The 25,433-nt window shown below is 67.3% G+C and carries 25 protein-coding genes and 1 pseudogene; 18 read left to right on the forward strand and 8 right to left on the reverse strand.

The genetic code is table 11. The features are described 5' to 3' along the window. The first annotated feature begins 1 nt into the window (after position 1). Entirely contained in the window at positions 2-2,053 is a 2,052-nt protein-coding gene (locus K9B35_RS16075; protein WP_224923001.1) for an NAD(+) synthase, read from the forward strand. Here K9B35_RS16075 and K9B35_RS16080 read toward each other — a convergent pair. Further along, positions 2,046-3,623 carry a cisplatin damage response ATP-dependent DNA ligase gene (locus K9B35_RS16080; protein WP_224923002.1) on the reverse strand — a complete coding sequence of 526 codons (1,578 nt, stop codon included), beginning with the start codon at positions 3,621-3,623 and terminating at the stop codon, positions 2,046-2,048. The genes K9B35_RS16075 and K9B35_RS16080 overlap by 8 nt on opposite strands. 228 nt (positions 3,624-3,851) lie before the next feature. On the opposite strand from K9B35_RS16080, the gene K9B35_RS16085 reads away from it, so the two are divergent. Continuing rightward, positions 3,852-4,163, forward strand: coding sequence for a hypothetical protein (locus K9B35_RS16085; protein WP_224923003.1), 312 nt, complete (start codon positions 3,852-3,854; stop codon positions 4,161-4,163). 42 nt (positions 4,164-4,205) lie between these two features. Here K9B35_RS16085 and K9B35_RS16090 read toward each other — a convergent pair whose 3' ends face one another. Beyond that, positions 4,206-5,426 (reverse strand): phospholipase D-like domain-containing protein, encoded by a 1,221-nt coding sequence (locus K9B35_RS16090; protein ID WP_224923004.1) that lies wholly within the window; start codon positions 5,424-5,426, stop codon positions 4,206-4,208. A 128-nt stretch (positions 5,427-5,554) separates the two neighbouring features. Between K9B35_RS16090 and rpoZ the strand changes: the two genes are divergently transcribed. The 8 genes from rpoZ to K9B35_RS16125 all read left to right on the forward strand — a co-directional run bounded on the left by rpoZ (position 5,555) and on the right by K9B35_RS16125 (position 12,149). Next, entirely contained in the window at positions 5,555-5,899 is a 345-nt protein-coding gene (gene rpoZ, locus K9B35_RS16095; protein ID WP_224923005.1) for a DNA-directed RNA polymerase subunit omega, read from the forward strand. Between the two features lie 167 nt (positions 5,900-6,066). After that, positions 6,067-6,330 carry a hypothetical protein gene (locus tag K9B35_RS20305; protein ID WP_318245980.1) on the forward strand — a complete coding sequence of 88 codons (264 nt, stop codon included), beginning with the start codon at positions 6,067-6,069 and terminating at the stop codon, positions 6,328-6,330. An 18-nt stretch (positions 6,331-6,348) separates the two neighbouring features. Further along, positions 6,349-7,443: a glycosyl transferase family protein gene (locus tag K9B35_RS16100; RefSeq protein WP_318245984.1), complete on the forward strand. Its 1,095-nt coding sequence runs from the start codon at positions 6,349-6,351 to the stop codon at positions 7,441-7,443. Beyond that, positions 7,440-8,453 (forward strand): hypothetical protein, encoded by a 1,014-nt coding sequence (locus tag K9B35_RS16105; RefSeq protein ID WP_224923006.1) that lies wholly within the window; start codon positions 7,440-7,442, stop codon positions 8,451-8,453. Before K9B35_RS16100 ends, K9B35_RS16105 begins: the two co-directional genes overlap by 4 nt. 93 nt (positions 8,454-8,546) lie before the next feature. Continuing rightward, complete coding sequence (locus tag K9B35_RS16110) at positions 8,547-9,461, forward strand: sulfite exporter TauE/SafE family protein (protein ID WP_224923007.1); 915 nt, start codon at positions 8,547-8,549, stop codon at positions 9,459-9,461. After that, positions 9,458-10,225, forward strand: a complete 768-nt coding sequence (locus K9B35_RS16115) for a TIGR02186 family protein (protein WP_224923008.1) — start codon at positions 9,458-9,460, stop codon at positions 10,223-10,225. The genes K9B35_RS16110 and K9B35_RS16115 overlap by 4 nt, the downstream gene beginning before the upstream one ends. A 119-nt stretch (positions 10,226-10,344) precedes the next feature. After that, positions 10,345-11,175 carry a DUF4198 domain-containing protein gene (locus tag K9B35_RS16120; RefSeq protein WP_224923009.1) on the forward strand — a complete coding sequence of 277 codons (831 nt, stop codon included), beginning with the start codon at positions 10,345-10,347 and terminating at the stop codon, positions 11,173-11,175. A gap of 98 nt (positions 11,176-11,273) precedes the next feature. Continuing rightward, the gene (locus tag K9B35_RS16125) at positions 11,274-12,149 is read left to right on the forward strand and encodes an FAD:protein FMN transferase (RefSeq protein ID WP_224923010.1); all 876 of its coding nucleotides are present in this window, start codon (positions 11,274-11,276) and stop codon (positions 12,147-12,149) included. 102 nt (positions 12,150-12,251) lie between these two features. Here K9B35_RS16125 and K9B35_RS16130 read toward each other — a convergent pair whose 3' ends face one another. The 4 genes from K9B35_RS16130 to cobT all read right to left on the reverse strand — a co-directional run bounded on the left by K9B35_RS16130 (position 12,252) and on the right by cobT (position 17,620). Further along, positions 12,252-12,935, reverse strand: coding sequence for a Fe2+-dependent dioxygenase (locus K9B35_RS16130; RefSeq protein WP_224923011.1), 684 nt, complete (start codon positions 12,933-12,935; stop codon positions 12,252-12,254). 83 nt (positions 12,936-13,018) lie between these two features. Continuing rightward, entirely contained in the window at positions 13,019-15,442 is a 2,424-nt protein-coding gene (locus tag K9B35_RS16135) for a TonB-dependent receptor (protein ID WP_224923012.1), read from the reverse strand. Positions 15,443-15,522: 80 nt separating this feature from the next. After that, positions 15,523-15,795, reverse strand: coding sequence for a ribbon-helix-helix domain-containing protein (locus tag K9B35_RS16140; RefSeq protein ID WP_224923013.1), 273 nt, complete (start codon positions 15,793-15,795; stop codon positions 15,523-15,525). Continuing rightward, the gene (gene cobT / locus K9B35_RS16145) at positions 15,788-17,620 is read right to left on the reverse strand and encodes a cobaltochelatase subunit CobT (protein ID WP_224923014.1); all 1,833 of its coding nucleotides are present in this window, start codon (positions 17,618-17,620) and stop codon (positions 15,788-15,790) included. The genes K9B35_RS16140 and cobT overlap by 8 nt, the downstream gene beginning before the upstream one ends. A gap of 136 nt (positions 17,621-17,756) precedes the next feature. Between cobT and K9B35_RS16150 the strand changes: the two genes are divergently transcribed. Together K9B35_RS16150 and K9B35_RS16155 are read left to right on the forward strand one after the other, a co-directional pair. Then, the gene (locus K9B35_RS16150) at positions 17,757-19,937 is read left to right on the forward strand and encodes a methyl-accepting chemotaxis protein (protein WP_224923015.1); all 2,181 of its coding nucleotides are present in this window, start codon (positions 17,757-17,759) and stop codon (positions 19,935-19,937) included. Positions 19,938-20,085: 148 nt separating this feature from the next. Then, on the forward strand, positions 20,086-20,802 hold the full coding sequence (locus tag K9B35_RS16155) for a hypothetical protein (RefSeq protein ID WP_224923016.1): 717 nt from the start codon (positions 20,086-20,088) through the stop codon (positions 20,800-20,802). 4 nt (positions 20,803-20,806) lie between these two features. Here K9B35_RS16155 and cobS read toward each other — a convergent pair whose 3' ends face one another. Both cobS and K9B35_RS16165 read right to left on the reverse strand, forming a co-directional pair. Beyond that, positions 20,807-21,811 (reverse strand): cobaltochelatase subunit CobS, encoded by a 1,005-nt coding sequence (gene cobS, locus K9B35_RS16160; RefSeq protein WP_224923017.1) that lies wholly within the window; start codon positions 21,809-21,811, stop codon positions 20,807-20,809. Positions 21,812-21,950: 139 nt separating this feature from the next. Beyond that, complete coding sequence (locus tag K9B35_RS16165; RefSeq protein WP_224923018.1) at positions 21,951-22,619, reverse strand: winged helix-turn-helix transcriptional regulator; 669 nt, start codon at positions 22,617-22,619, stop codon at positions 21,951-21,953. A gap of 136 nt (positions 22,620-22,755) precedes the next feature. Between K9B35_RS16165 and K9B35_RS16170 the strand changes: the two genes are divergently transcribed. The 6 genes and pseudogenes from K9B35_RS16170 to K9B35_RS16195 all read left to right on the forward strand — a co-directional run bounded on the left by K9B35_RS16170 (position 22,756) and on the right by K9B35_RS16195 (position 25,364). Then, positions 22,756-23,199: a VOC family protein gene (locus tag K9B35_RS16170; RefSeq protein ID WP_224923019.1), complete on the forward strand. Its 444-nt coding sequence runs from the start codon at positions 22,756-22,758 to the stop codon at positions 23,197-23,199. Between the two features lie 23 nt (positions 23,200-23,222). Then, the gene (locus tag K9B35_RS16175; RefSeq protein ID WP_224923020.1) at positions 23,223-23,708 is read left to right on the forward strand and encodes a VOC family protein; all 486 of its coding nucleotides are present in this window, start codon (positions 23,223-23,225) and stop codon (positions 23,706-23,708) included. Positions 23,709-23,721: 13 nt separating this feature from the next. After that, positions 23,722-23,952: a DUF4287 domain-containing protein gene (locus K9B35_RS16180; RefSeq protein WP_224923021.1), complete on the forward strand. Its 231-nt coding sequence runs from the start codon at positions 23,722-23,724 to the stop codon at positions 23,950-23,952. A gap of 24 nt (positions 23,953-23,976) precedes the next feature. Continuing rightward, the gene (locus K9B35_RS16185) at positions 23,977-24,627 is read left to right on the forward strand and encodes a glutathione S-transferase family protein (protein ID WP_224923022.1); all 651 of its coding nucleotides are present in this window, start codon (positions 23,977-23,979) and stop codon (positions 24,625-24,627) included. Between the two features lie 11 nt (positions 24,628-24,638). After that, positions 24,639-24,935, forward strand: a pseudogene (locus tag K9B35_RS16190) (DUF1428 domain-containing protein); the annotation flags it as partial. A gap of 18 nt (positions 24,936-24,953) precedes the next feature. Continuing rightward, positions 24,954-25,364 (forward strand): DUF1428 domain-containing protein, encoded by a 411-nt coding sequence (locus K9B35_RS16195; RefSeq protein ID WP_224923221.1) that lies wholly within the window; start codon positions 24,954-24,956, stop codon positions 25,362-25,364. Positions 25,365-25,433: the final 69 nt, after the last annotated feature.

A 25,433-nucleotide genomic window follows, 5' to 3' on the forward strand; every position in this document is an offset into this window, starting at 1 on the left:
CATGAAGGACAAACAGCGGTTCCTCTCGATCCACGCGCATGGGTTCGTGCGCGTCGGTGCCTGCACCCCCAGCGCAAGCGCAGGCGATATCGTCGCCAACACCGCGTCGCATATCGCGCTGGCGAAACAGGGCGATGCGGCGGGCGCGGACCTGCTGGTCTTCCCCGAACTCGGCATCACCGGCTATGCGATCGACGATCTGCACCTGCAGGATGCGGTGCTGCGCGCGACAGCGCAGGGGCTGACCGATCTGATCGCGGCGAGCGCGAAGCTCAAGCCGGTGCTGCTGGTCGGCGCGGCGCTGGAGCGCAACGGGCGGCTGTATAATTGCGCGGTGGTGATCGCACGCGGCCGGGTGCTGGGCGTCGTCCCCAAAAGCTATTTCCCCAACTACCGCGAATATTATGAAAAGCGCTGGTTCGCCTCTGGCATCGGCCTGTCGGGCACGATCACCGTCGCTGGGCAGGACGCGCCGTTCGGCACCGACCTGATCTTCGCCGCCAGCGACCTGCCCGATTTCGTGTTCCATGCCGAGATCTGCGAGGATTTCTGGGGGCCGCTGCCGCCCTCAACCTTTGGGGCGCTCGCCGGGGCGACGATCCTGTGCAACCTGTCGGCCAGCAACATCGTCATCGGCAAGGCGCGTGAGCGGGCGATGCTGTGCGCGGCGCAATCCAGCCGCACGGCATCGGCCTATATCTTCTCGGCCTCCGGTCCCGGCGAGAGCACCACCGACCTCGCCTGGGACGGGCAGAGCCTGATCCATGAGCTGGGCGAACTACTCGCGCAATCCGGCCGCTTCGACCTTGAGGACGAGCTGATCACCGCCGACATCGACGTCGCGCGGCTGCGTCAGGAGCGGATGCGCTTTGGCACGTTCAACGACACTGCCACCGCCGCCGGCCACCCCGAACAGCGCTTCCGCCGCATCGCGTTCGACCATCAGCCCGCCATGGCCGATATCGGGCTGCACCGCGCGATCGACCGGTTTCCGTTCGTTCCCGACAGGGCGGAACGGCTCGACGAAGATTGCTACGAAGCCTTCAACATTCAGGTCGAGGGGCTGCGCAAGCGGATCACCTCCACCGGCCTGACCAGGCTGGTCATCGGCATCTCCGGCGGGCTCGATTCGACCCATGCGCTGATCGTCGCGGCCAAGGCGATGGACCGGCTCGGGCGGCCGCGCAGCGACATTCTCGGCTTCACCATGCCGGGCTTTGCCACCGGCGAAGGGAGCAAGGCCAATGCCTGGGCGCTGATGAAGGCGCTGGGCATCACCGCCGAAGAACTCGATATCCGTCCCGCCGCGCGCCAGATGCTGACCGACATGGGCCACCCCTATGCCGATGGTGAGCCGGTCTATGACGTGACGTTCGAGAATGTTCAGGCCGGACTCCGCACCGACTATCTCTTCCGCCTTGCCAATCAGCGCGGCGGGTTCGTCGTCGGGACCGGCGACCTGTCCGAACTCGCGCTGGGCTGGTGCACCTATGGCGTCGGCGATCACATGTCGCATTATGCGGTCAACGCTGGCGTGCCCAAGACGCTGATCCAGTTCCTGATCCGCTGGTGCGTCGCCACGAACCAGTTCGACGCCGACACCGATGCGGTGCTGGAATCGATTTTAGCGCAGGAAATCTCGCCCGAGCTGGTCCCCGCCGACGCCAGCGGCGCGATGCAGAGCACCGAGGCGAAGATCGGGCCGTATGCGCTCAACGATTTCTTCGTGCACTATGTCGTGCGCCACGGTCTCGCGCCGTCGAAGATTGCGTTTCTGGCGTGGCATGCGTGGCGCGACGCGGAAGCGGGCGAATGGCCGCTGGGCGTACCGCCGCATCAGCGCGTCGCCTATGACCTGCCGACGATCCGCCACTGGCTGGAGAAATTCCTGATCCGCTTCTTCGCGCAGAGCCAGTTCAAGCGCAGCGCGATCCCCAACGGGCCGAAAGTCTCGGCGGGCGGCGCGCTGTCCCCGCGCGGCGACTGGCGCGCGCCGTCGGACGGAGTGGCGGGGCCGTGGCTCGACGAGCTTGAGGCGAACGTCCCTAAGTAGCGAGCCGCTCCAGCCCGGCGATCGTATCCGCCTCGTGCGCAGGCTTATCCGTCCGTATCCGCGAGATCCGCGGGAAGCGCATCGCGAGGCCCGATTTGTGGCGCTTCGATGCGTGGATCGAATCGAACGCGACCTCCAGCACCAGCGTCTTTTCCACCTCACGCACCGGCCCAAACCGCGCGGTGGTATGGTTGCGCACAAAGCGGTCGAGCCATTTCAGCTCTTCGTCCGTAAATCCGAAATAGGCCTTGCCCACCGGCAGCAACTCGCCCGCCTCGGTCCATGCGCCAAAGGTGAAATCGGAGTAGAAGGATGACCGCTTCCCGCTCCCACGCTGCGCATACATCAGCACGCAATCGGCATTCAGCGGGTCGCGCTTCCATTTATACCACAGCCCGACGCGCCGCCCCGCGACATAGGGTGCGTCGCGCCGCTTGAGCATCACGCCCTCGATCGCCGCGTCGCGGGCACCCGCGCGCAGTTCCTCGAGCGCCGCGAAATCCTCCGCCGCAATCAATGCCGACACGTCAAACCGCTCCGGGTCGAGCGGCGCGGCGAACGCCTCCAGCCGCACGCGCCGGGCATGCCAGGGCAGCTCGCGTAGATCCTCGAGCCCATCGAACAACAGATCGTAGAGCCGCACGAACGCCGGAAACTCTGCCAGCGTCTTGGCCGACACCACCTTGCGCCCAAGCCGCTGCTGCAGCGCATTGAAGCTCCCCGCCTCGCCGCCCTGCGCTTCGCCCCGCACCAGCAATTCGCCATCGAGCACGCCCGGCGTCGCGAACGCCGAAGCGACATCGGGAAAGCTCGCGGTAATGTCGTCCCCGGCCCGGCTGTAGAGCCGCGTCTCGCCCGCGACATGGACGATCTGGACGCGGATGCCGTCCCATTTCCACTCGGCGGCATAGTCCTTCAGGTCGACCTGCGTCTCCTCCAGCGGGTGCGCGAGCATGAACGGGCGGAACACCGGCACATCGGTCGTGGTCGGCTGCGGCCCGCGCCCCTCGCCCCAGTCGAACAGCGGCGCATAGGGCGGCGTCAGGCCGTGCCACACCTCCTCCACCGCATCGACCTCGACCCCGAACGCTTCGGCAAACGCGGTCTTGGCCAGCCGCGCCGACACCCCGACGCGCAGACCCCCGGTGGCGAGCTTGAGCAATGCATAGCGCTCGTCGGCCGCAAGCCGGTCGAGCATCGCCCCCAACGCAGCCGGCGCATCGGAGCGCGTCAGGCTGGCCAGCCGATCGACCACTGCGCCGAGCGTCAGCGGCTCGGATTCGGGCGGCGGTACGGAGGGCTCGGGCCAGATCAGCGCCACAGTCTCGGCGGTATCGCCCACGAAATCGCGGCTCAGCTGGAACAGCACCGGATCGACCCGCTCGCCCACCAGCGCGCGGATCGTCGCGGGCTTGACCGCCGGCAGGTCGAGCGTGCCGGTCAGTGCCGCCAACCCCCAGCCGCGATCCGGGTCGGGCGTCTCACGCAGCCACGCGCCGATCAGCCGCAGCTTCGCATTGCGCGACCGCGTGTAGATCAGCCGGTCGAGAAGGTCGGCAAAGGCGCGCATGGCACGCTCAACATGGCGTCGCGCCAACGGTTCCGCCAGCCCGTTCCCCCTCGCGGCGTTCTTGGCTGGCGCGCGGCACCGGCCCGCTCCCCCACCCGGCCACCCACAAGGTATCGTAAATGGGTGGCCGGGTGGGGGAGCGGGCCGGTGTCGCTTCAGCGAAGCTGAAAACACGTATAACAAGACGTCGGCCCGCGATTCGCGCGCGCCGTGGGAGGGAATGTTTCGATGAAGACCCTGTTGCTTGCCGTCGCCGTGTCGGCCCTGCCGCTCGCCCCCGCTTCGTTCGCCCAGACGGCTCCGGCGACCGCGCCAGCTGCCGCTGCTGCCAAGTTCAACCTCGACACGCCGATTCAGGACATCGTCGCCGATCCGGCGGCAAAGGCGGCGTTCGACACCGCGCTGCCCGGCGTTTCGACGCATGAGAGCTATGAGATGTTCAAGACCATGAGCCTCAACCAGCTCAAGACCTATGCCGCCGACAAGCTGACCCCCGAAGTGCTCGCCAAGGTCGAGAAGGACCTCGCCGCGGTGAAGTGATCGATTGATCCTCCCCCGCAAGGGGGAGGATTTTCCCGACCCTCAATCCTCCCGCGTGATATTGAGCGACCGCGTCACGCGATAATCGAGCACGCCGACGACGAAATAGACCGCGGCCTGCATCATCCGCGTCCAGAACCCGGTGCGCTCCCGATGCAGCGCCCGCGTCACTTCCAGCGACCGCGCGACCTCCGCATCGACATAGGTGCGGACATGCGCAGCGAACGCAGCGTCATCGATCCGCAGCATCACTTCCAGATTCAGGAACAGGCTGCGCATGTCGAAATTGGCCGATCCGATCTGCACCTTGTCGTCGATCACGAACAATTTGGTGTGCAGCTTGGTCGGCAGATATTCGAACACCCGCACGCCCCGCCTGAGCAGCCCGCGATAGGTAAAGCGCGCGGCGTGCAGCGTCAGGTGGTTGTCAGTGATCGACGGCACCACCACGCGCACCTTCCCCCCGCGCCGCGCCGCGCGGCCGAGGCGCAGCAGCATCGCCGGGCTGGGGAAGAAATAGGCGGCAAGAATGTCGATCGTGCGCGCGCCCTTCAGGTCCCGGCGCACCGCGCGCGCCCAAGGGCTCAGCCGCCGCGTCGGCCCGCCGAGCAGCCAGCGCAGCTCCCCCTCCGGCTCGCTCCATTGCTTGAGCGCGCGGCGCAGTGCCCGCAACGGCGCGCGCGGCCGCTTCGCCCAGCGCCATAGCGCGTCGAAATAGCCGGTCATCCGCGCCGCCGCCGGCCCCTCGACCACCAGCCCCAGGTCGCGCCACCCGTCGCTGCCCGGCGCGCCGAAATAATCGTCTTGGATGTTGAAGCCGCCGATGATGATCCGCGCGTGATCGCCCTCGCCATCGGCCAGCGCAATCTTCTGATGGTTGCGCAACAAATAGCGCCGCCCCAGCCGCGGCTCGAAGAAACACACCCGCCCGCCGGCTTCGCGCAGCGGCGCAAAGAAGTCGCCGTCATAGGCCGGGTCGCTGCCGAGGCCATCGACGATCAACGTCACCTCGACCCCGCGCTCCACCGCCGCGATCATCGCGTCGCGCACCCGCGCGCCCACCGCATCGTCGGTGTAGATATAATAGAGTAGCCGCAGCGAGGTCTGCGCGCCCGCGATCAGTCCCAGCAGCGCGTCGAGCCGGCGCGGGCCGGTATCGAGCAATTGCAGGCGATTGCCCGCGATGGCGAAGACCGGCTGGGGCGGCCGTTCGGGGGGCAGACCCGCGGCGAACCCGGGCGGTGGATCGGTGGCCAGCTCCATCGCGCCGGGATTGCACGCTTTGCCCCCGCCGCGCCAGTCCCGCGCGCGATCGGCGATTTCCTTGACTCGCCGCCACGCTTGGCCTAGTTGGCCCCCTTTCCTGTATCCCTGCCCAAAGGAAGCGTTCCATGGCGCGCGTCACTGTCGAGGATTGCGTCGACAAGGTCTCCAACCGTTTCGATCTCGTGTTGCTCGCGGCTCAGCGCGCGCGCCAGATTTCCGGCGGTGCGGAGCTGACCATCGATCGCGACCGCGACAAGAATCCGGTCGTCGCCCTGCGCGAGATCGCAGAAGAAACCGTCCGTCCGGACAATCTCGAAGAATCGCTGGTCGGCAGCCTGCAGCGCGTGCAGATTGACGACGAGGAAGCACCCGATGACGTCGGCAGCCTCGCCGCATCGGCCGAGGCGCTTCGCCTCACCGCCGCTGCGCCGCCGCGCAACCAGAATCTGGGCGCCGATTACGACGGCTAAGGCCATCGTGATCACTGTCTGACGAAAGGCCGCGGCCCCACCGGGCGGCGGCCTTTTCGCGTTTCAGTACGAATCATTGCTCCACTATGGCTCAAGCACTTGAGTTTGCGCTTGATTGACGATGATCCGAATCGGACAGTGTCGCGTCCGAATCGGGGGGAGTCGGGTTGGAAGCGAGCGCGACGATCCTGTTCGTCATCGACGGTATCGCGCGTGAAGCGATGCTGTTTGCGGCGATCGGCTTCCTGATCGGCGGCATCGACGACCTGCTGGTCGATCTGGCCTATGGCATCGCGCGCCTCCGCAGCTGGTTGCGCCGCGACCTGCCGCGCAGCCTCACCGCCTCGCCCATCCCGATGGCTTTGTTCATTCCGGCATGGGACGAGGCCGCGGTGATCGCGCCGATGCTGCGCGCGACCCTCGCCCGCTAAGCCTCCGTCGATTACCGCATTTATGTCGGCACCTACCCCAATGATCCGGCGACGATCGCGGCGGTGGCAGAGGTGGCGGCCACCGACCCGCGCGTGCGGCTGGTGATCGGGCCGGTGCCGGGGCCGACGACCAAGGCCGATTGCCTCAATGCCCTGTGGCGTGCGCTGCTGCGCGATGAAGCTGCGGGCGAGCCGTGTGCGGCGGTAGTGCTGCACGATGCCGAAGATCTGGTCCACCCACTCGAACTCGCGGTGTTCGCGGCTTGGCTCAGCGACCATGACGCGGTGCAACTGCCGGTCCAGCCACTGGCCGACGCGCGCTCGCCTCTGGTCGCCGGGCACTATTTGGACGAATTCGCAGAGAGCCACGGCAAAAACCTGATCGTCCGCGAAGCGCTCGGCGCCGCGATCCCGTTCGCCGGAGTGGGCTGTGCGATCCGGCGGGAGATGCTCGGCCGCATCGCCGACAGCCGTGGGGGTCAACCGTTCGACGCCGCCAGCCTGACCGAGTATTATGAGCTGGGCCTCACCGTCGCCGCGCTGGGCGGGCGCACCCGCTTCGTCCGCGCGCGCGACGCTTCCGGAGCGTTGGTCGCGGTGCGCGCCTATTTCCCGGCCAGCCTGCCCGCAGCGGTACGGCAAAAGGCGCGCTGGCTGACCGGCATCGCGCTCGCCGGATGGGACCGGGTCGGGTGGCAGCGCGGCGGATCGATCGGTGAGCATTGGATGCGGATGCGCGACCGGCGCGCGACGCTGGCGATTCCGGTGCTCGCCATCGCCTATCTCGGCTTGCTCGCCTGGGGCGCGTCGTTGGTCGGCCACCGGCTGACCGGTGCGCCGATGCCCGCGATCGAGGGACCGATAGCGCAGCTGCTCGGCTTCAACGCCGTGTTGCTCGGCTGGCGGGTGGCGATGCGGGTGGCGTTCACCGGTGCGGCACACGGCCCGGTTCAGGCCGCGCTGGCCGTGCCGCGCGTTCTGGTCGCAAACTATGTCGCGCTGTTCGCCGCGCGGCGCGCGATCGTGATCTACTGGCCGACGCTCCGGGGCGCTGCGGCGCGCTGGGACAAGACCGCCCATCATTTCCCCGAATCGCGTGAGGACGCCGCGTGACCGACGCGACCCACCCGCGCGGGCGCCCGCTCCGCTTCGTCGCGACGGTCGCGGTCGGGTGGGCGGCGATGCGGGTCGTACTGCTCTGGCCCGAAGGCGCAACGCTGCCCGAAGCGATCGAGGCCGCGATGCCGCTGCGCCCTGCCGAGGCTGCGCCCGCGCCCCGGCGGGCGACCCTGCCCATCGCGCGGCTCGAACCGCGCGGCGCCGCGCGGCCTGCAATCAGTGTTCCCACAGCGTCCCTCCCTGCCCCTGACATCGCTCAGCCGCAGGCGAGCCTCGCGCTGCTCAACCTCGTCACCTTCGGCCCCGAACAGGTCGGCGCGGGCAGCGTCGAGCAGCTGCCGCGCATCCCCGCCCCGCCCGCGATGCTCGCGCCCCGCGCTACGCCCGACCGCTGGCAGGCAAGCGCATGGTTCGCCACCCGCCGGGGCGCGGGGACGGGCGGGACGATGCTGGGCGGCGATCAGGCCGGGCTGCGCGTCGCGCGCACGCTCGACCGGCGCGGCCGGCTGGCACTCTATGCGCGGGCGAGCGCGCCACTGACGGGCACCGGACGCGAGTTGGCGCTGGGGGTCGAATGGCGCCCGTGGCGCGCGCCGATGCGCTTCCTCGCCGAACAACGCTTCGCGCTCGACGGCGGCAAGTCCGGCCCGGCAGTCGCTGTCGTCGGTGGAGTTGCCGGCATCGACCTGCCCTTCGCCTTCGAACTTGAAGGCTATGGCCGAGCAGGCGCGGTCAAACGCGCACGGGTCGAGCTGTTCGCTGACGGCGCGTTGCGAATCACGCGCCCCGTCGCCGCGATGGGCGAGGCCCGGCTGGCGCTCGGCGCAGGCGCGTGGGGCGCAGCGCAGCGCGAGGCGGCACGTGTCGATCTCGGCCCGACTGCCGTGACGACCCTGCCCGTGTCGGGGCAGTCGCTGCGCATCGCCATCGACTGGCGCGAGCGGGTCGCTGGCGATGCGCGACCCGGATCGGGGCCAGCGCTGACGCTGGGCGCGGATTTCTGACCCGCACCGCCTTCCGAACCGGCGCCTGAGGGGCTAGGGTCGCTTCAACACGCCATCGGTTCAGCGCAGCTGGACTTCCCAACCAAGGCGCTCATGGACCTTTACCTCCCCATCGCCAGTCTTTCGGTCAACGCGCTTGTCATCGTGTTGCTGGGGCTGGGCGTCGGGCTGTTGTCGGGGATGTTCGGGGTGGGCGGCGGCTTCCTGACCACGCCGTTGCTGATCGTCTATGGCATCCCGCCCACCGTCGCAGCGGCCTCGGCGGCGAGCCAGGTGACGGGTGCAAGCGTATCGGGCGTATTCGCGCATTTCCGCCGCAACGGCGTCGATGTGCACATGGCCTATGTGCTGATCGCCGGCGGCGTGCTCGGATCGGGCGCGGGGGCGTTGCTGTTCCGCCTGCTCCAGGCGAGCGGGCAGATCGATACGGTGATCGCCCTGCTCTACGTCGTGATGCTCGGGTCGATCGGCTGGCTGATGCTGTCCGAATCGCTGGGCGCGATCCGGTCGGCGCGGACTGGTGCCACGACGCGGGCGCGGCGGCGGCGGCATCACCCGATGGTCGCCGCACTCCCGCTGCGCTGGCGCTTCTACCGCTCGGGGCTCTACATCTCGCCGCTCGCGCCGCTCCTGCTCGGCTTTGCCACCGGCATTTTGACGATGCTCCTCGGCGTTGGCGGCGGCTTCATCCTGATCCCCGCCATGCTCTACCTGCTCGGCATGCCGGCGCAGGTCGTGGTCGGCACCTCGCTGTTCCAGATCCTGTTCGTCAGCGCGGCGGCAACGATGGTGCATTCGGTGACGACAAAGGCGGTCGACATCGTGCTCGCCGCGTTGCTGTTGCTGGGATCGGTGGTCGGGGCACAGCTCGGCGCGCGCTTCGCCGCCCGCGCGCGCCCGGAATATCTGCGCCTCGCGCTTGGCGTGATGGTGCTGCTCGTCGCGCTGCGCATGGTACTCGGCCTCGCGTGGCAGCCCGACGAAATCTACTCGGTCGAGTTGGGATGAGGGTCGGCACGCTCCTCCTCGCGCTCGCTGCGCCGCTGTTGCTGGGTCAGGCCAAGCCGATCCTGGTCCCCGACGTGTCGCAGCGCGAGATCGAGATCATCTACTCCTTCACCGGCGCGGAGCTGCTGCTGTTCGGCGCGATCGTTCAGCCGGGCAACACCGCGCCGCGCCCCGGCGATCCGCCCACCGACATCGTGGTGGTGGTCAAGGGGCCGACCGAATCGGTGCTGGTGCGCGAAAAGCAGCGGGTGGCCGGCATCTGGGTCAATGCCGACCGCACCCGTTACCGCTCCGCCCCGTCCTTCTACGCCATTGCCTCGTCGCGCCCGATCAAGCGCATCGTCGATGCGCGCACCCGCGCGATCTACGAACTCGGGCTCGACAGCCTCCAGCTCTCTCCCGCATCGGGCGACACGCCAGCGGTCCAGTCGCGCTTCGACGCGGGCCTTGTCGACCTCAAGCGCCGCGCCGGCCTGTATTACGAGGCACCCGGCACGGTCGAGATCACCGACAATGTCCTCTATCGCGGCCGCATCCAGATCCCTGCGCGCGTGCCCGTCGGGCGCTTCACCGCCGAAACCTTCCTGATCCGCGACGGCCGCGTGCTGGCGGCGGCGGTGCGGGAGATCGACATCCGCAAATCGGGGTTCGAACGCTGGGTCGCGCGCGCCGCCGAGCATCACGCGATCCTCTACGGTATCGCGGCGGTACTGCTCTCGATCGGCTTTGGCTGGGCCGCTGGCGCGATCTGGCGAAGATTCTGAGCTTTTGATTGGTGCGGCACCGGCCCGCTCCCCCACCCGGCCACCCATAGAATACACTGTCGTTGGGTGGCCGGGTGGGGGAGCGGGCCGGTGCCGCAACCAAGCAAAAGGGCCTGACTATGAAGTTCCGCAATATCCTCATCGCCACCGCCGTCGCTGCGGTCGCCATTCCCGCCAGCGTTCAGGCGCACCGCCAGTGGATGCTCCCGTCGATGACCGTCGTCTCGGGCGAGGGCGCAGACGTGTGGGTGACGGTCGATGCCGCCGTGTCCAACGACCTGTTCTATTTCGAGCATCAGCCGCTGCGCGCCGACATCGCGGTGATGCTGCCCGATGGCACGCCGGGTGAGGTCAAGAACAAGGCGACCGGGCGCTATCGCACCACGCTCGACGTGCAGATCCAGCAGCGCGGCACCTACAAGATCTTCTACGCCAGCGAGGGCGTGATGGGATCGTACAAGCTGAACGGCGAAGAAGTGCGCATCCCGCGCGGCACCACCGCCGACAAGCTGGCAAGCGTGATCCCGGCGGGCGCGACCGATGTCCGCACGTCGATCAACAGCAACCGCAACGAGATTTTCGTGACCGCGGGCGAGCCGACAACCACCGTGTTCAAGACGGTCGGCAAGGGCATCGAACTGGTGCCGGTGACGCATCCCAACGACCTGATCATGGGCGAAGATGCGACCTTCCAGTTCCTGCTCGACGGCAAACCGACGCCGGGTCTGGCGGTCACGGTGATCCCCGGCGGCATCCGCTATCGCGACCAGTTGCATCAGCAGGATCTGAAGACCGGCGCGGATGGCAAGGTCACGATCAAATGGACCGATCCGGGCATGACCTGGATCAACGTCACCACCCCGCGCGCCGAGCGTGAGGAAGGCGCCCCGCCCGCCCCCGGCGCGCGCCGGGCGAGCTATGTCACGACGGTCGAGGTGATGGCGCCCTGACGCCCGAGCCCCGCATCGCCGTTCCCGCGACGCTGTCGCCCGCTGCCTTTCACCGGCGGCGGGCGCATGCGCGTGTCGAGCGGTTCGGCGGGGACACGATGGGGACGCGCTGGTCGGCGCAGATCGTTGCGCCGCCCCCCGGCGTTCAGGCGGCGATTGCGGGCGCGCTGGCGCACCTCATCGCGCAGATGAGCCATTGGGAGCGCTGCTCGCAGCTCAGCCAGATCAACGCCGCTGCGCCCGGCGGATGGCACGGGATTGCACCGGAGTTCGTGCACGTCATAGGCGTCGCGCTCGACATCGCGACGCGATCGGGCGGGGCGTTCGATCCGGCGATGGGCGCGCTGGTCGATCTTTGGGGCTTTGGTCCGCCGGGACCGCGTGGCGATGTGCCGAGCGATGCCGAGATCGACGCTGCCCGGGTTGCGGTCGGATTGGGCGCGATCGAACTCGACGCGCCGCTGCTCCGCCTGCGCCGCACGCGCGCGGCGCGGCTGGACCTTTCAGGGATCGCCAAGGGCTATGCCGTCGATGCGGTGGCGGCGAAGCTGCGGGCGATGGGTTGCGCCGATTTCCTCGTCGAGATTGGCGGCGAGTTGGTTGGCGCGGGGATCCAGCCCGATGGCCAGCCGTGGTGGGTCGATGTCGAGCCGCCGCCGGGCGTCGCGCTCGCCCCGCTGCGGATCGCGCTGCATGATATGGCGGTGGCGACCTCGGGCGACTATCGGCGCACCTCGGCAGCGGGCAGCCACAGCATCGACCCGCGCACCGGCCGCCCGATCGCGCATGGCACCGCGAGCGTTACCGTGGTCCACGCCGATTGCTGCCACGCCGATGGCTGGGCCAGTGCGTTGACGGTGCTGGAGCCCGAGGCGGCGATGGCGCTGGCCGAGCGTGAGGGGCTGGCGGCGCAGCTGGTGGTGCGGGGTGAAGGTGAGTGGCTGTCGAGTGGGTTGAAGGCGATGCTGGACTAAAGCCCCTTCGTCTGCCCGGGCTTGACCCGGGCCGGGGCTGCCTTGATCCGACGCTGGGGAGAAGAAGCCTTGGCCCGGGTCAAGCCCGGGCCGACGATGAAGTTAAGCGTCCGCCCAGCGGCGCAGGAGGTTGTGGTACACCCCGGTCAGCTCGATCACGCTGCGGTCCGTGCCGCCCAATTGCCCGGTCAGCCGCTGGACGCTCTGGTCGAGGTCGAACAGGACGCGCCGGGCGCCATCGTCGCGGACCATCGACTGGAGCCAGAAGAAGGAGGCGACGCGGCGGCCGCGCGTTACCGGCTCGACCTTGTGCAGGCTGGATGAGGGGTAGAGGATCGCGTGGCCGGCGGGGAGCTTGACCCGCTGCACGCCGAACTGATCCTCGATCACCAGTTCGCCGCCGTCATAGGCCGCGGGATCTTCGAGGAAGACGGTCATCGACAGGTCGCTGCGGATGCGGAAGTCGGTGCCGCGCTGGATGCGGATCGCGCTGTCGACATGCACGCCAAAGGTCTGGCCGACGCCGTAGCGGTTGAACAGCGGCGGGAAGACCTTGAGCGGCAGCGCGGCGGCGAAGAACAGCGGGGAGCGGCCCAGCGCGTCGAGGATCACCTTCCCCCCCGCCTTTGCCGCCGCGCTGTCCTCGGGGAGTTGCTCATTCTGCTTGGCGAGCGCCGACTGGTGGCCGGAGGTCGCGTTACCGTCGATCCACTCCGCCGCATCGATCGTCGCGCGCAGGTCGGCGAGCGTGGCGGGGTCGAGCAGGTCGGGAATCGCGATCAGCATAAAGGTGCCTTCTAAAGGGGGGTCGGAGCGGATGATAGCGGGGGGACAGGGATTGCCGTCACCCGCTCCTCCCCCTTTAACCCTTAGAAGCGGTAGCCGACGGTCAGCACCGCCGAGCGCGCATCGCCGGGCGTGGCCCAGCCATTGTTGCGGATGCGGGTGTAGTAGAGTTCGTTGGTGATGTTCTTGACGTTCACCAGCACGCTGAGGTCGCGGGTGATGTCGTAGGAGATCGACGCGTTGTGGACGAGATAATCGTCCGCGCGATAGACCGGCGTGATCGCCGTGCTCCCCGCCACCAACGGGCTCGCCAGCGCAGGGAGGTTCAGCGCGAAGCTGCCCTGATAGGTCACGCCGTACCCGATCTTCAGGCCGAACGGGAAGGTATAGGTGGTGTACAGGCTGCCCGAATGGTTGGGCACGTTCTGCAATTCGGCACCCGCAGCCGGATCGAGCACCGCGCTGTTGTTGCCGCACGGATTGGTCGGGGTGGTCGCAGGCGGAACCGCAGCCACCGGACCGGGATTGGCCAAGCAGCGGTCCGACACCGACTGGATCAGCTTCGGCTCCAGATAGGTGTAGTTCGCGGTGATCGACCAGGCCGGGGTGATGTTGCCGGTCGCACTGACCGCGATGCCATCGACGCGCGAATGGCCGTCGAGCTGCTGGTCGGGCAGGGTCGGGTCGTTTGACGGCACCTTGTACTGGTCGCGCTCGTTGCGGAACGCGGCGATGCTGAACAGCGCACGGCCGATTTCCGCCTTCGCGCCGATCTCGTAATTCTTGGCGGTTTCGGGATCGACGTTGCAGGTCAGCGCGGTGCAGCCGCCATTGACCGCGCTCTGCGACGGGGTCTGGGCGTTGCCATAGGCGGCGTAGAGCGTCACCGCCTCGACCGGCTTGTAAACGAGGCCGATGCGGTAGCTGAACAGGTCGGCATCGTTGTGGAAGCGCGTGCCGGTGACGATCGCGCCCTGCGGCGTCGTCACGGTTGCGGCGGTGCCCACGTCGGTCTGGTAATTGCCCTCGTTGCGCTCGTAGCGGACGCCGCCGTTCAGCTCGAACTTGCCGAGCTTCATCGTGTCGAACAGGTACACCGCATAGTTGGTCACCTCGCCGCGCTGGCGTTGGCTTTCGAAGAAGTTGACCGGGCCGGTATAGACGTTGCTGCCGTAATTGAAGCCCGCCGGACCCGCGACGACGTCGTTCGGGTTGGCCCAGTTGATCAGCGGATAGGTCGCGTTGGCGACGGTGCCGTCGGCGTTGCGATAGACGTTGCCGGTGGAGAGGAAGAACTTCTCCCACCCCGCCGACGCGCCGACGACCAGGCTGTGCTCGACCGCGCCAGTGGCGAACTGCGCCGACAGGTCGACCTGATTGTACATCAGCTCGCTGGTCGTATCGCGGACGTTCCCGCGCGGGCCGCCGATCAGATAATATCCGGTGGGAACGGTCGCGGGGCAGGCGACGCCGGCGGGCGTGACCCCGCCGGTCAGGCAAAACGTCCCCTGCGGCGGGCCGACGATCGTCAGCTGCTGCACCTTTTGCCAGCGGGTCAGATTGCGGATCGACAGCTTGTCGCTGAATTCATGCGCGACCGTGGCCGTCGCCTGATCGACGGTGATCTCCTGGGTATCGATGTTGCGGTAGCCGAAATAGTCGCTGCGATCGATGCCGGGCAGCGCGCCGTTGGACACGCCGTTCTTGTAATAGGGCACGCCGTACTGGGGGACGTTGGTCTCTTCCTGATGCAGATATTGCAGCGTCAGGCTGGTCGGACCATCGACCCCGATCGTCACCGCGGGCGCAACGCCCCAGCGCTCAAAGCTTTCGACATCGCGGCCCGGCACGTCGTTCTGATGGACCATCGCGTTGAGGCGCACCGCGATCAGGTCATTGGCGCGGACATTGGCGTCGATCGTGCCGCGATAATAATCGTCGGTGCCGATTCCGCCCTGCACCGCGATCGACGTTTCCGCCTGCGGACGCTTGGTCACGATGTTGATCGACCCACCGACCGATCCCGACCCGTTATAGACCGACTTGGCGCCGTTGGTGACCTCGACCTGTTCCAGGTTGAACGGGTCGCTGCGCGAATAGGGCGCGCTGTCGCGCACGCCGTCGGTGGTGATATCGGACGATGCCGAATAGCCGCGCAGGGTGATCTGGTCGCTCGGCGCGATACCGCCCTCGGCCGCGCCAAAGGTGATGCCGGGGACGGTCGACAGCACGTCGCGCAGGGTGAGCAAATTCTGCTCCTCGATCACCTTGTTGGTCAGGATTGTGACCGTCTGCGGGGTGTCGCGCACAGGACGCGTCGCCTTGGGGCTTTCCTGCTCCGACCGCACCTGCTGGCCAGTGACGACCACGTCGGCGCGGTCCTGCTCGGCCACCGGATCGGTGGGGTCGGCGGCATAAGCGGCGGGCGCCGATGCGACGAAACCAACCGCGGCGAGCGCGAGGAAAGCAGGCGCGGCGCGGTGGCCGTCCGGCGAGGTGCGAGTCATGGGAACCCCTTTGCAGTGTCGTTGGGGCGCTCGCTATTGAGAGTCGTTCGCACAGTCAAGACTAATGCGAATCGTTTTCATTATTGTCGCAACTTTGTCGCGTCAGTCAGCAGCCAGCTGCGCAACGCACTGGCGAGGTTGGGGGGATCATCGCCCTGAATGCGCAGATAATCGACCTGCGCGACGAGTGCGCTGAGCGGCAGGCCGCGTGCCTGCGCCGCCGCTTCCAGCGCCTCCCAGAACACGGGCTCAAGGCTGATCGAGGTCGGATGCGCGGCGATCGTCATCGATCGCTTGACCGGCGGGTAGAACCCGCCCGGCGGCGGCGCGATGCCGCCGGGTCCGTCAGGCATCGAGGTCGAACAGCGACGCCAGCTGCTCGATCATCGTGCCGGCAAGCTGCTCGACATCCATGATCGTCACCGCGCGGCTGTAGTAGCGGGTCACGTCATGGCCGATGCCGATCGCGACGAGGCCAACCGGCGACTTGCTTTCGATCCACCCGATCACCTGACGCAGATGCCGCTCGAGATAGGAGCCGCTGTTGACGCTCAGCGTCGAATCATCGACCGGCGCGCCGTCGCTGATCACCATCAGGATCTTGCGATCCTCGTTGCGCGCGATCAGCCGGCTGTGCGCCCACAACAGCGCCTCGCCGTCGATATTCTCCTTGAGCAGCCCTTCGCGCATCATAAGCCCGAGCGATTTCTTGGCGCGGCGCCACGGTTCGTCGGCCTGTTTGTAGACGATGTGCCGGACGTCGTTGAGGCGGCCGGGCTGCGCCGGACGCCCTTCGCCGAGCCACTTCTCGCGCGACTGGCCACCCTTCCATGCGCGGGTGGTGAAGCCGAGGATTTCGGTCTTCACGCCGACGCGCTCGAGCGTGCGGGCGAGGATGTCGGCGCTGATCGCCGCGATGCTGATCGGGCGGCCGCGCATCGATCCCGAATTGTCGATCAGCAGCGTGACCACCGTGTCCTTGAACTCGGTGTCCTTCTCGACCTTGTACGACAGCGACTGCATCGGGTTGACGATCACCCGCGCCAGCCGCGCGGCGTCGAGCAGCCCTTCGTCCTGATCGAAGTCCCAGCTGCGATTCTGCTGCGCCATCAATCGGCGCTGCAGCCGGTTGGCGAGCTTGGTCACCACGCCCTGCAGGTTCGACAATTGCGTGTCGAGATAGGCGCGCAGCCGGGTCAGTTCCTCATCGTCGCACAGGTCGGTGGCGGCGATCACCTCGTCATATTGATTGGTGTAGGCGCCATATTCGAACTGCGGCGGGAAATCGGACCACGGGCGGTTGGGGCGCACGGGCATCATCCCCTCATCCCCCGGATCGCCGGGCTCGCCCTCGCCGTCCTCGAACTCGCCCTGTTCCTGCTCGGTTTCCGGGCCGTCCTCACCCTCGCCCTCGCGCTGTTCGCCGCGCGCGTCGATCTCGCCCTCGCCGGTGTCGCCGGGCTCGTCGCCGGCGTCGGCCTCGTCCTGTTCGGCTTCGTCGGTGCCTTCGTCCTCGCCGCCGCCATCCTGCGATTCGTCGGGGACCAGATCGCCCTCGGTCAGCTCCAGATCGGCGAGCAGATTACCAACCAGCCGCGCGAACGCCGCCTGATCGTCGATCGCCAGCGCCAGCGCGTCGAGGTCCGCGCCGCCCTTGTCCTCGATCCAATGACGCACGAGCCCCAGGCCGAGCGCGGCGGCGGCGGGCGATTCGCGCCCGGTCAGCCGTTCGCGCACCAGCAGCTGGACTGCGGTCGACAGCGGCACTTCGTCGCGCGTCCGCGCCCGGCTGATCGGGTCGGACCGCATCTTCATTTCAAGCGCATGGTCGAGATTGTCGGCGATGCCGGCAAAGCCGCGCGATCCCAGCGCCTCGATACGCGCGGTTTCAACCGCATCGAACACCGCGCGCGCAACCGGCTCCTTGGGCGCGCCTTTCAGGTGCGTGGCGGCATCGTGCAGCCGCAGCCGCAGCGCATAGCCATCGGCAAAACCGCGCGCCTCCGCCACCTGCTCGGGCGGCAGGTTCCGGCCCGGCATCGGCACCTTGATATGCCGTCCCGATTGCGCCGGCGCGTCGGCGGTAAAGGCGAGTTCCAGCTCCGCCTGATGCGACAGCGCCCGCGCGGTCCCGGTAAGCACGGACTTGAACTGATCGAGGGGAGAGTCGCTGGCCATGGGATTTCCATGCGCGGAGGCGCGCCGCGACACAAGCGTCCTGCGGGTCAGGTCAGGGTACAGATTCGCGCAGCGCCCGACCTTCGACGGTCGCACCGGCCTATAATGCGGGCGAATACTGCCCAGGAGATACTCCTTGTCCTACCTCGCCACGACTTTTGCCAGTTCGAACACGGTGCGCGGCCGCTTCGACCGTCTGTCGGTCGCCGGAAAGCTGGTCGCGCTGTGCGCCGCCGCGATCTCGCTGCTGCTCGCGATCGGGTTTACCATCGTCACGCTTCAGGCATCGTCCGTCGTCGGTCGCGGTTCGAGCGAGACCGCCGAGGTGACGGCAGAGCGCTATGCGAGCGACATCGCGACCGATGTGAACGGCATCGTCGGGGCATCGCATGCGATGGCGCGGTCGATCTCGACCGACCTGACGGCGGACGGTTTCGCGCCCGATCGGACGGTATCCCAGCTGCGCGGTTTCCTCGCCTCCGCGCCGACCGTGCTTGGCGCATGGTCGATCCTGGAGCCCGAATATAACCGCCCCGAACTGGCCGGCACCCCCGCCTATAACGTTGCGGGCGGCTTCGCGCCGTATCTGACCCGCGACAAGTCCGGCAAGATCAACCCGCAGGATGCCAGCCCGCCCGAGGATTGGCAGAAGGATTATTATGCGCAGGGGCTCAAGCGCGGCGCCGGCCGGCTCAGCCTCCCCTACAGCTATCCGGTCGATGGCAAGCAGGTGCTGATGTTCAGCATCACCTTCCCGCTGCGCCGCGGTGATCAGGTGGTCGGCGTGTCGGGGTTCGACATCAGCCTGGATGACCTGTCCGCTGGCCTGATGAAGCAGAAGCCGCTGGGATCGGGCCGCGTGCGCCTGATCGCGCAGGACGGCAACTGGATCGCGCATGAGAATGCAGAGATGCGGATGAAGCCCTATGACGAAGGTCAGAAGGAACTGATCGACGCGGTGATCAAGACGGGCACGCCCCAGCGCTTTGCCCATGTCGCCGCCGATGGCACGCAGTGGGCGCGGTTCGCGGTGCCGGTGACCGTCAGCGGGATCGCCGATCGCTGGGCCGTGATCGTCGATATTCCGCAGGCGGCGATTACCGCACCTGCCAATGCCCTGACCTGGATGCTGGTCGTCATCGCAATTCTGGTGGTGGCGGGCGCGCTCGGCGCGCTGTGGATGGCGTCGAAGCGCGTTGTCGGGCTGCCGCTTGGTCGCCTGTCCGACACGGTCGACCGGCTGGCCAAGGGCGAAGATCTGGCCGTTGGCGAAACCGACCGCGCCGATGAGATCGGGACGCTGGCCCGCGCGGCCGATGTCTTCCGCCTCGCCGCCGCCGAGCGCGAACGCGAGCAGGCGCGCAACGCGCAGGAGCAGCGCCAGGTCACCGCCGCGATCGGCACCGGCCTTGCCGCGCTGCGCGAAGGCAAGCTGGTCGCGCGGATCGATGCCGACTTCCCGCCGGCCTATGCGCAGCTCAAGACCGATTTCAACGCCACCGCGACCACGCTGCGCGACTTGATTGCCGCAGTGGTCGAACGGTCGGAGAGCATCCAGACCGGGTCGACCGAGATCGCACGCGCCGCGCAGGATCTGGCCAGCCGCAGCGAGAGCAGCGCGGCGAGCCTCGAGCAGACCTCTGCTGCATTGTCGCAGATCGACGAGCGGCTGCGCGCCAGCGCCGCCTCTGCCGACGAAACGCTGAGCTGTGCCAAGCGCGCCAACACCAGCGTTGCGGGTGGGCGCGAGGTTGCTTCGGGCGCGGTTACGGCGATGCGCCGCGTGTCGGAATGCGCCAAGGGCATCGACGATGTGATCGAAGGGCTCGACAAGATCGCGTTCCAGACGCGCGTCCTCGCGATGAATGCGGCGGTTGAGGCCGGCCGTGCGGGCGAGGCGGGACGTGGCTTCGCGGTGGTCGCCGACCTCGTCTCCGCGCTCGCGATGCGCGCCGAGGAAGAAGCCAAGCGCGCCCGCGACCAGCTGACCGTGACTCAGGAAGAGGTCGGCAATGCGGTCGGCGCGGTGGGCGATGTCGATGGGGCTTTGGTCCAGATCGCGGACATCTTTACCCAGGTCGATACGCTGGTTGGATCGCTGGTCGACGACAACCGCGTTCAGGCGATGTCGATCTCGGAAATCGTGATCGCCGTCAGCGGCATGGACAGCACGACCCAGCAGAATGCCGCGATGGTCGAGGAGACCTCCGCCGCCGCGCAGCAGCTGCGCAACGAAGCGACCGACCTCGCCGGGCGCGCTGCGCAGTTCGACATCGACGGGACGCCACAACGCCGGAGCTATGCCGCGGCGGCGTAAGGCTGCGCGGTGGCCGAGGCCCGCCGTCGTCGACCGGTGGCGGGCACCGGCGCAATTACGCTTTTCGCCTTGTTAAGCGTCGGTTGAAGCTGCTCCTTAAGCAGCCTGACCATAATGGGTATCCGACTTGGCCGGGGGACCCAACGCGATGAAGAGCTTGATCTTTGCTTCCACCGGCGCGCTCGCGCTTGCTGGCGGTTATTCGGCGATGGATCACACCCCGGTCTATGCAGTCGGGATCGACCAAGCCTATTCCCGGCTGCACGCCACGCGCTTTTCGGACGAACTCGGCTCGGTCAGCATGCGCAAGTCGGCGGTCTCCGAATCGGTGACCGGCCAGTCCGGCCAGTCGCTGCGCTGGTCGTTGCGGATGGACGGGGTGTTGCTCGGGCAGATCGAGGCGCAGTTGAAGCCCAATGGCGCAAGCAGCACCAAGGTGGCGGTCGCGTTCAAGGCGTCGGAAACCGGACCGCTGCGCAAGCTTGCGCAATTCGTCCAGGACGACGGCCTGTTGAGCGCCGGCCTGCAGGCGATGCTCGATGAACGCGTCGCCGCCTCACTCGAAAAGCGGGAGTTCGACGGGCGCAAGGTCGAGCAGGCCTTTGCGCATTACGCCATGTTGCACCCGTGGGAGGTGACCAGCCTGCAAGTGAAGCTGCAGAACCTCCGCGCCGACCCAACGGCGGCAAAAGACCTGTTCGGTGAGGCCTCCGACGAAGCGCGCGCTCGAAACGAACTGGCGCGGGCCCGACCAGGGACGCCGACCGTCTCACCAGAAGACCATCTCCGCCAGCAGCAGCGCGAGGCCGAGCGGCGGATGCGTGAAGCCTCGGCGCCGGCGATCGATCTGGAAACCGACCGCTAACGCCTCATGCCTTGCTGACGACGCTCTCGGGCAGGTCCTTGCCGAACACGCGCTGGTAATATTCCGCGACCAGCGACCGCTCCGCCTCGTCGCACTTGTTGAGGAAGCTCAGGCGGAAGGCGAAGCCGACGTCCTTGAAGATCTCGGCATTCTGCGCCCAGGTGATGACGGTGCGGGGCGACATCACGGTCGAGATATCGCCGTTGATGAACCCGCGACGGGTCAGCTCGGCGACGCGGACCATGTTCTCGACCAGCTCCTTGCCGCCCGGCTTGTCATAGTCGCCGCTCTTGGCCAGCACGATCTGTGCCTCGACCGCGGCGGGGAGGTAGTTCAGCGTGACGACGATGTTCCAGCGGTCCATCTGGCCCTGGTTGATCTGCTGCGTCCCATGATACAGCCCGCTGGTGTCGCCAAGGCCGACCGTGTTGGCGGTGGCGAACAGGCGGAACCACGGGCTCGGCCGGATCACGCGATTCTGGTCGAGCAGGGTCAGCTTGCCCTCGGTCTCCAGCACGCGCTGAATCACGAACATCACGTCGGGGCGACCGGCATCATATTCGTCGAACACGAGCGCGGTCGGCGTCTGCAGCGCCCAGGGCAGCAGGCCTTCGCGGAATTCGGTGACCTGCACGCCATCCTTCAGCACGATCGCATCGCGGCCGATCAGGTCGATGCGGCTGATATGCGCGTCGAGGTTGATGCGGATGCACGGCCAGTTGAGGCGCGCGGCGACCTGTTCGATGTGCGACGACTTGCCGGTGCCGTGAAAGCCCTGAATCATCACGCGGCGATTGTGCGCAAAGCCCGCGAGGATCGCGAGCGTCGTGTCGGCATCGAACACATAGGCCGGGTCGAGATCGGGAACGCGCTCGTCCGCCACGCTGAACGCCGGCACTTCCATGTCGATGTCGATGCCGAACAGGTCGCGGACGCTGACGGTCTTGTCGGGCGCCTGCAGGATCGTCGTCTCGCGGCTGTCGGGCTGGGTGTTCGGGATGCTGGTCATGGGGGCTTTCGGACTCGGTACGGGTCTTTTGCGGTGCGGTATCGGCTAGCGTGCCACTCCGCAAGCGCGGGAGCGGCTCGGTGCCACAATCCTCCGCTGTCGGCCACACGCCCCAAAGGTCAGTCGCTGGACCAAACGGCTACGTCTCGGTCCACTTGGTCGGCAGGGGAAAGCGCGTCACGAACGCTTCGGCGAGCGCGTGGTCGCCCTCGATCCGCAGCACGCCCGCCGCCTCAAGCTCCGCCAGCGCGCCGCCATAGACGGCGCCCGCGATCGCGGTCGGCGGGCCGTTGAAGATGACGTCGGCGCCCGCCGGATCGCCGCGCTTCAGCGCGATGCCGTCGCGATTGTAGCGCCCGACAAAGGCATCATCCCCCATGCGAAACCCGATGACGAAATCGAGATCGCCGGTAAGCCCCGGATTGTGCATCGTCCGCAGCGACATCATTGCCGACGCCGCCGACAGGTGCAGCGTCGGATCATGTTCGGGCGACCGCACCGCCCAGGCGCCGAGCAGCTGGATCGGCTTTTCCGCCTCATAGCCCCACGGGGTCAGCGCATAGACCTGAGCGTTCGCCGGCGGGGGCAGTTTTTCGCGTGTCAGGATGCCGGACTCCTCCAGCCCCTCGAGCCGCTGGGTCAGCACATTGGCTGACAGGCCGGGCAGTGCCGCCTTGATCTCACTGAACCGGCGCGGGCCGAACATCAGCTCGCGCACGATCATCAGCGACCAGCGCTCGCCCACCAGCTCCAGCGCCATCGCCGTCCCGCAGGCATCGTCATACCAGCGCCGCCGTTCCTTTTTCACGCCGATCGCACCGCGTCGCTGGTATTAGTCACTTTTTCTAACTTCATAGTTGCTTTTAATAACTCTCGAGGGCATCAAACTCAAGCAGGTGATTCGGAACCGCAGCGTTTCCGGAATGCACGTCAGGAGAAGCGTGATGCCAAGGATGATCTTCGTAAATCTGCCGGTGAAGGATGTGGCGGCATCGACCGCATTCTACGAAGCGATCGGCTTCACCAAGGATGCGCGCTTCAGCAACGAAGTGGCGAGCGCGATGATGTGGTCGGACACGATCACGCTGATGATCCTGGGCCATGAGTTCTACGCGACCTTCATCCCGCACAAGACAATCGCCGATTCCACGAAGGTGAGCGAGGTGCTGCTGTGCCTGTCGTTCGACAGCCGCGCGGATGTCGATGCGATTACGGAAAGGGCGGGCGCGGCGGGCGGCAAGGCCGATGTCCGGCCGCTGCAGGATATGGGCTTCATGTACGGCCGCAGCTTCGAGGATCCCGACGGCCATCTCTTCGAACCGATGTTCATGGACATGGAGGCGGCGATGGCCGCCTTCCCCGAAGGTCCGGCGCACGAACCGGCCTGAACCGCGGCCACAGGAGAGATGCCATGACCCGCATGACCACCTGCATCTGGAGCAACCACACCGCCGAGGAACAGGCGGCGTTCTACACGTCGCTGATCCCCGACAGCCGCATCGTCCGGATCGAACGCACGCCGATCGACACGCCGAGCCAGAAGGCGGGCGAGGTGATCATCGCCGAGATCGAGCTGGCCGGGCACCGCTATCTGCTGCTCAACGGCGGCCCGATGTTTCAGCATAGCGAGGCGATGAGCTTCATCATCCACACGCCCGATCAGGCCGAGACCGACCGGCTATGGGCCGCGCTCATCGCCGATGGCGGGGCAGAGAGCCAGTGCGGCTGGTGCAAGGACAAATGGGGCGTCAGCTGGCAAGTCACGCCCGACCGGCTGATGCAGCTCGTCTGGGACAATCCCGACAAGGCCGCGGCGCAGCGCGCGATGCAGGCGATGATGCCGATGCGCAAGATCGACATCGCCACGATCGAAGCCGCCGCCGCTGGCGTTACCTGACCGGAGACCGCTTATGTCATTCCTGGCCTATCTCAACACCATCCAGCAAAAGACCGGCAAGACCCCGGACGACTTGCGCGCGCTGGGCCGCGAACGCGGCTGGACGCAGGGCGACACGCTCGCGCCCGGCGTCAAGCCGATGGCGATCGTCGCGACGTTGAAGGACGAACTGGGCCTTGGCCACGGCCACGCGATGGCGGTGGTCGCGCTGCTCAAGGGACACAAGAAGGAAGGCGACGCCTGACCCGCGCGCGACAGGAGACATACCATGACCGTCGAGATTACCGGGTTCGACTGGGTGCCCGATTTCGCCAAGGGCTTTGTCCGCGACCTGCGCCCGCGCTGGGCGTGCGAGGAGATCGGCCTCGCCTACGACATGCGGCTGATGGACCCGCGCAACCGGCCGGCCGCCTATTTCGCGGAGCAGCCCTGGGGGCAGGTTCCCGCACTGATCGATGGCGACATCCATCTGTTCGAAAGCGGCGCGATCCTGCTGCATCTGGGCGAGCGCGACGCGCGGCTGCTGCCGACCGACCGTCAGGCGCGCGCCGATGCGATCAGCTGGCTGTTCGCCGCCTATAACAGCGTCGAGCCGATGCTGTTCGAACTCGGCAATGTCGAGATTTTCGCGGCGGGCGAACCATGGGCGGAGCTGCGCAAGCCCTCGCTGGTCGCGGCGATCGGGCAAAAGCTCGACCGGCTCGCCGCCGCGATGGGGGATCGTGAGTGGCTGGCGGGACAATTCAGCATCGCCGACATCGCAATGGCGACGGTGCTGCGTCAGGCGGAGGGCAGCGGGCTGATTGCCGACCGCCCCGTGCTGCGCGCCTATCTCGAGCGCGCCATCACCCGCCCCGCCTTCAAGGCCGCGCTCGCGGCACAACTCGCCGATTTCAAACCCGAACACGCCCCCGCGTGAGGAGAGATGCCATGACCTATGTCGAAGGGTTCCTGACCCCCGTCCCGACCGCCAACAAGGCGGAGTATATCAAGCACGCCCATAGCGCGATCGACCTGTTCAAGGGGCTCGGCGCGACGCGTTTCGTCGAGGCGTGGGGCGATGATGTGCCCGATGGCAAGGTCAACGACCTGAAGCAATCGGTGGCGCTGAAGGACGACGAGACGGTGTTGTTCAGCTGGCTCGAATATCCCGACAAGGCGACGCGCGACGCCGCCAATGAGAAGATGATGAGCGACCCGAACGCGCTTGAGGGCATGAAGGACATGCCGTTCGACGGCAGCCGCATGATCTTTGCCGGGTTTGATGCGCTGGTCGAGGCAGGGGACCCCAGCCGGACCGGCTATATCGACGGCTATGTCCTCCCCGTCCCTGCGGCGAACAAGGAGGCGTATCGCGAACTCGCCCAACGCATGCTGCCGCTGTTCCAGGAATTCGGCGCGCTGCGCGTGGTCGAGGCGTGGAGCGCGGAGACGCCCGACGGTGAGGTTACCGACTATAACCGCGCGACCCACAAGAAGGATGACGAAGCGGTCGTCTACAGCTGGATCGAATGGCCCGACAAGGCGACCCGCGACGCCGGCTGGGCGAAGATGATGGAAGACGAGCGGATGAAGCCCCCGACCGAACCGCCGTTCGACGGCCAGCGGATGATGTGGGGCGGCTTCGCGCCGATCCTGGATACGGCGCGAAGCTAAAACGCCAACCCTGCCTTCCTTCGTCACCCCGGCCCCCGTGCCGGGGTCCACCGGGAGGCAAGCGCGAAG

It is taken from the genome of Sphingomonas sp. R647 (assembly GCF_020177055.1).
Taxonomy (GTDB): Bacteria; Pseudomonadota; Alphaproteobacteria; order Sphingomonadales; family Sphingomonadaceae; genus Sphingomonas.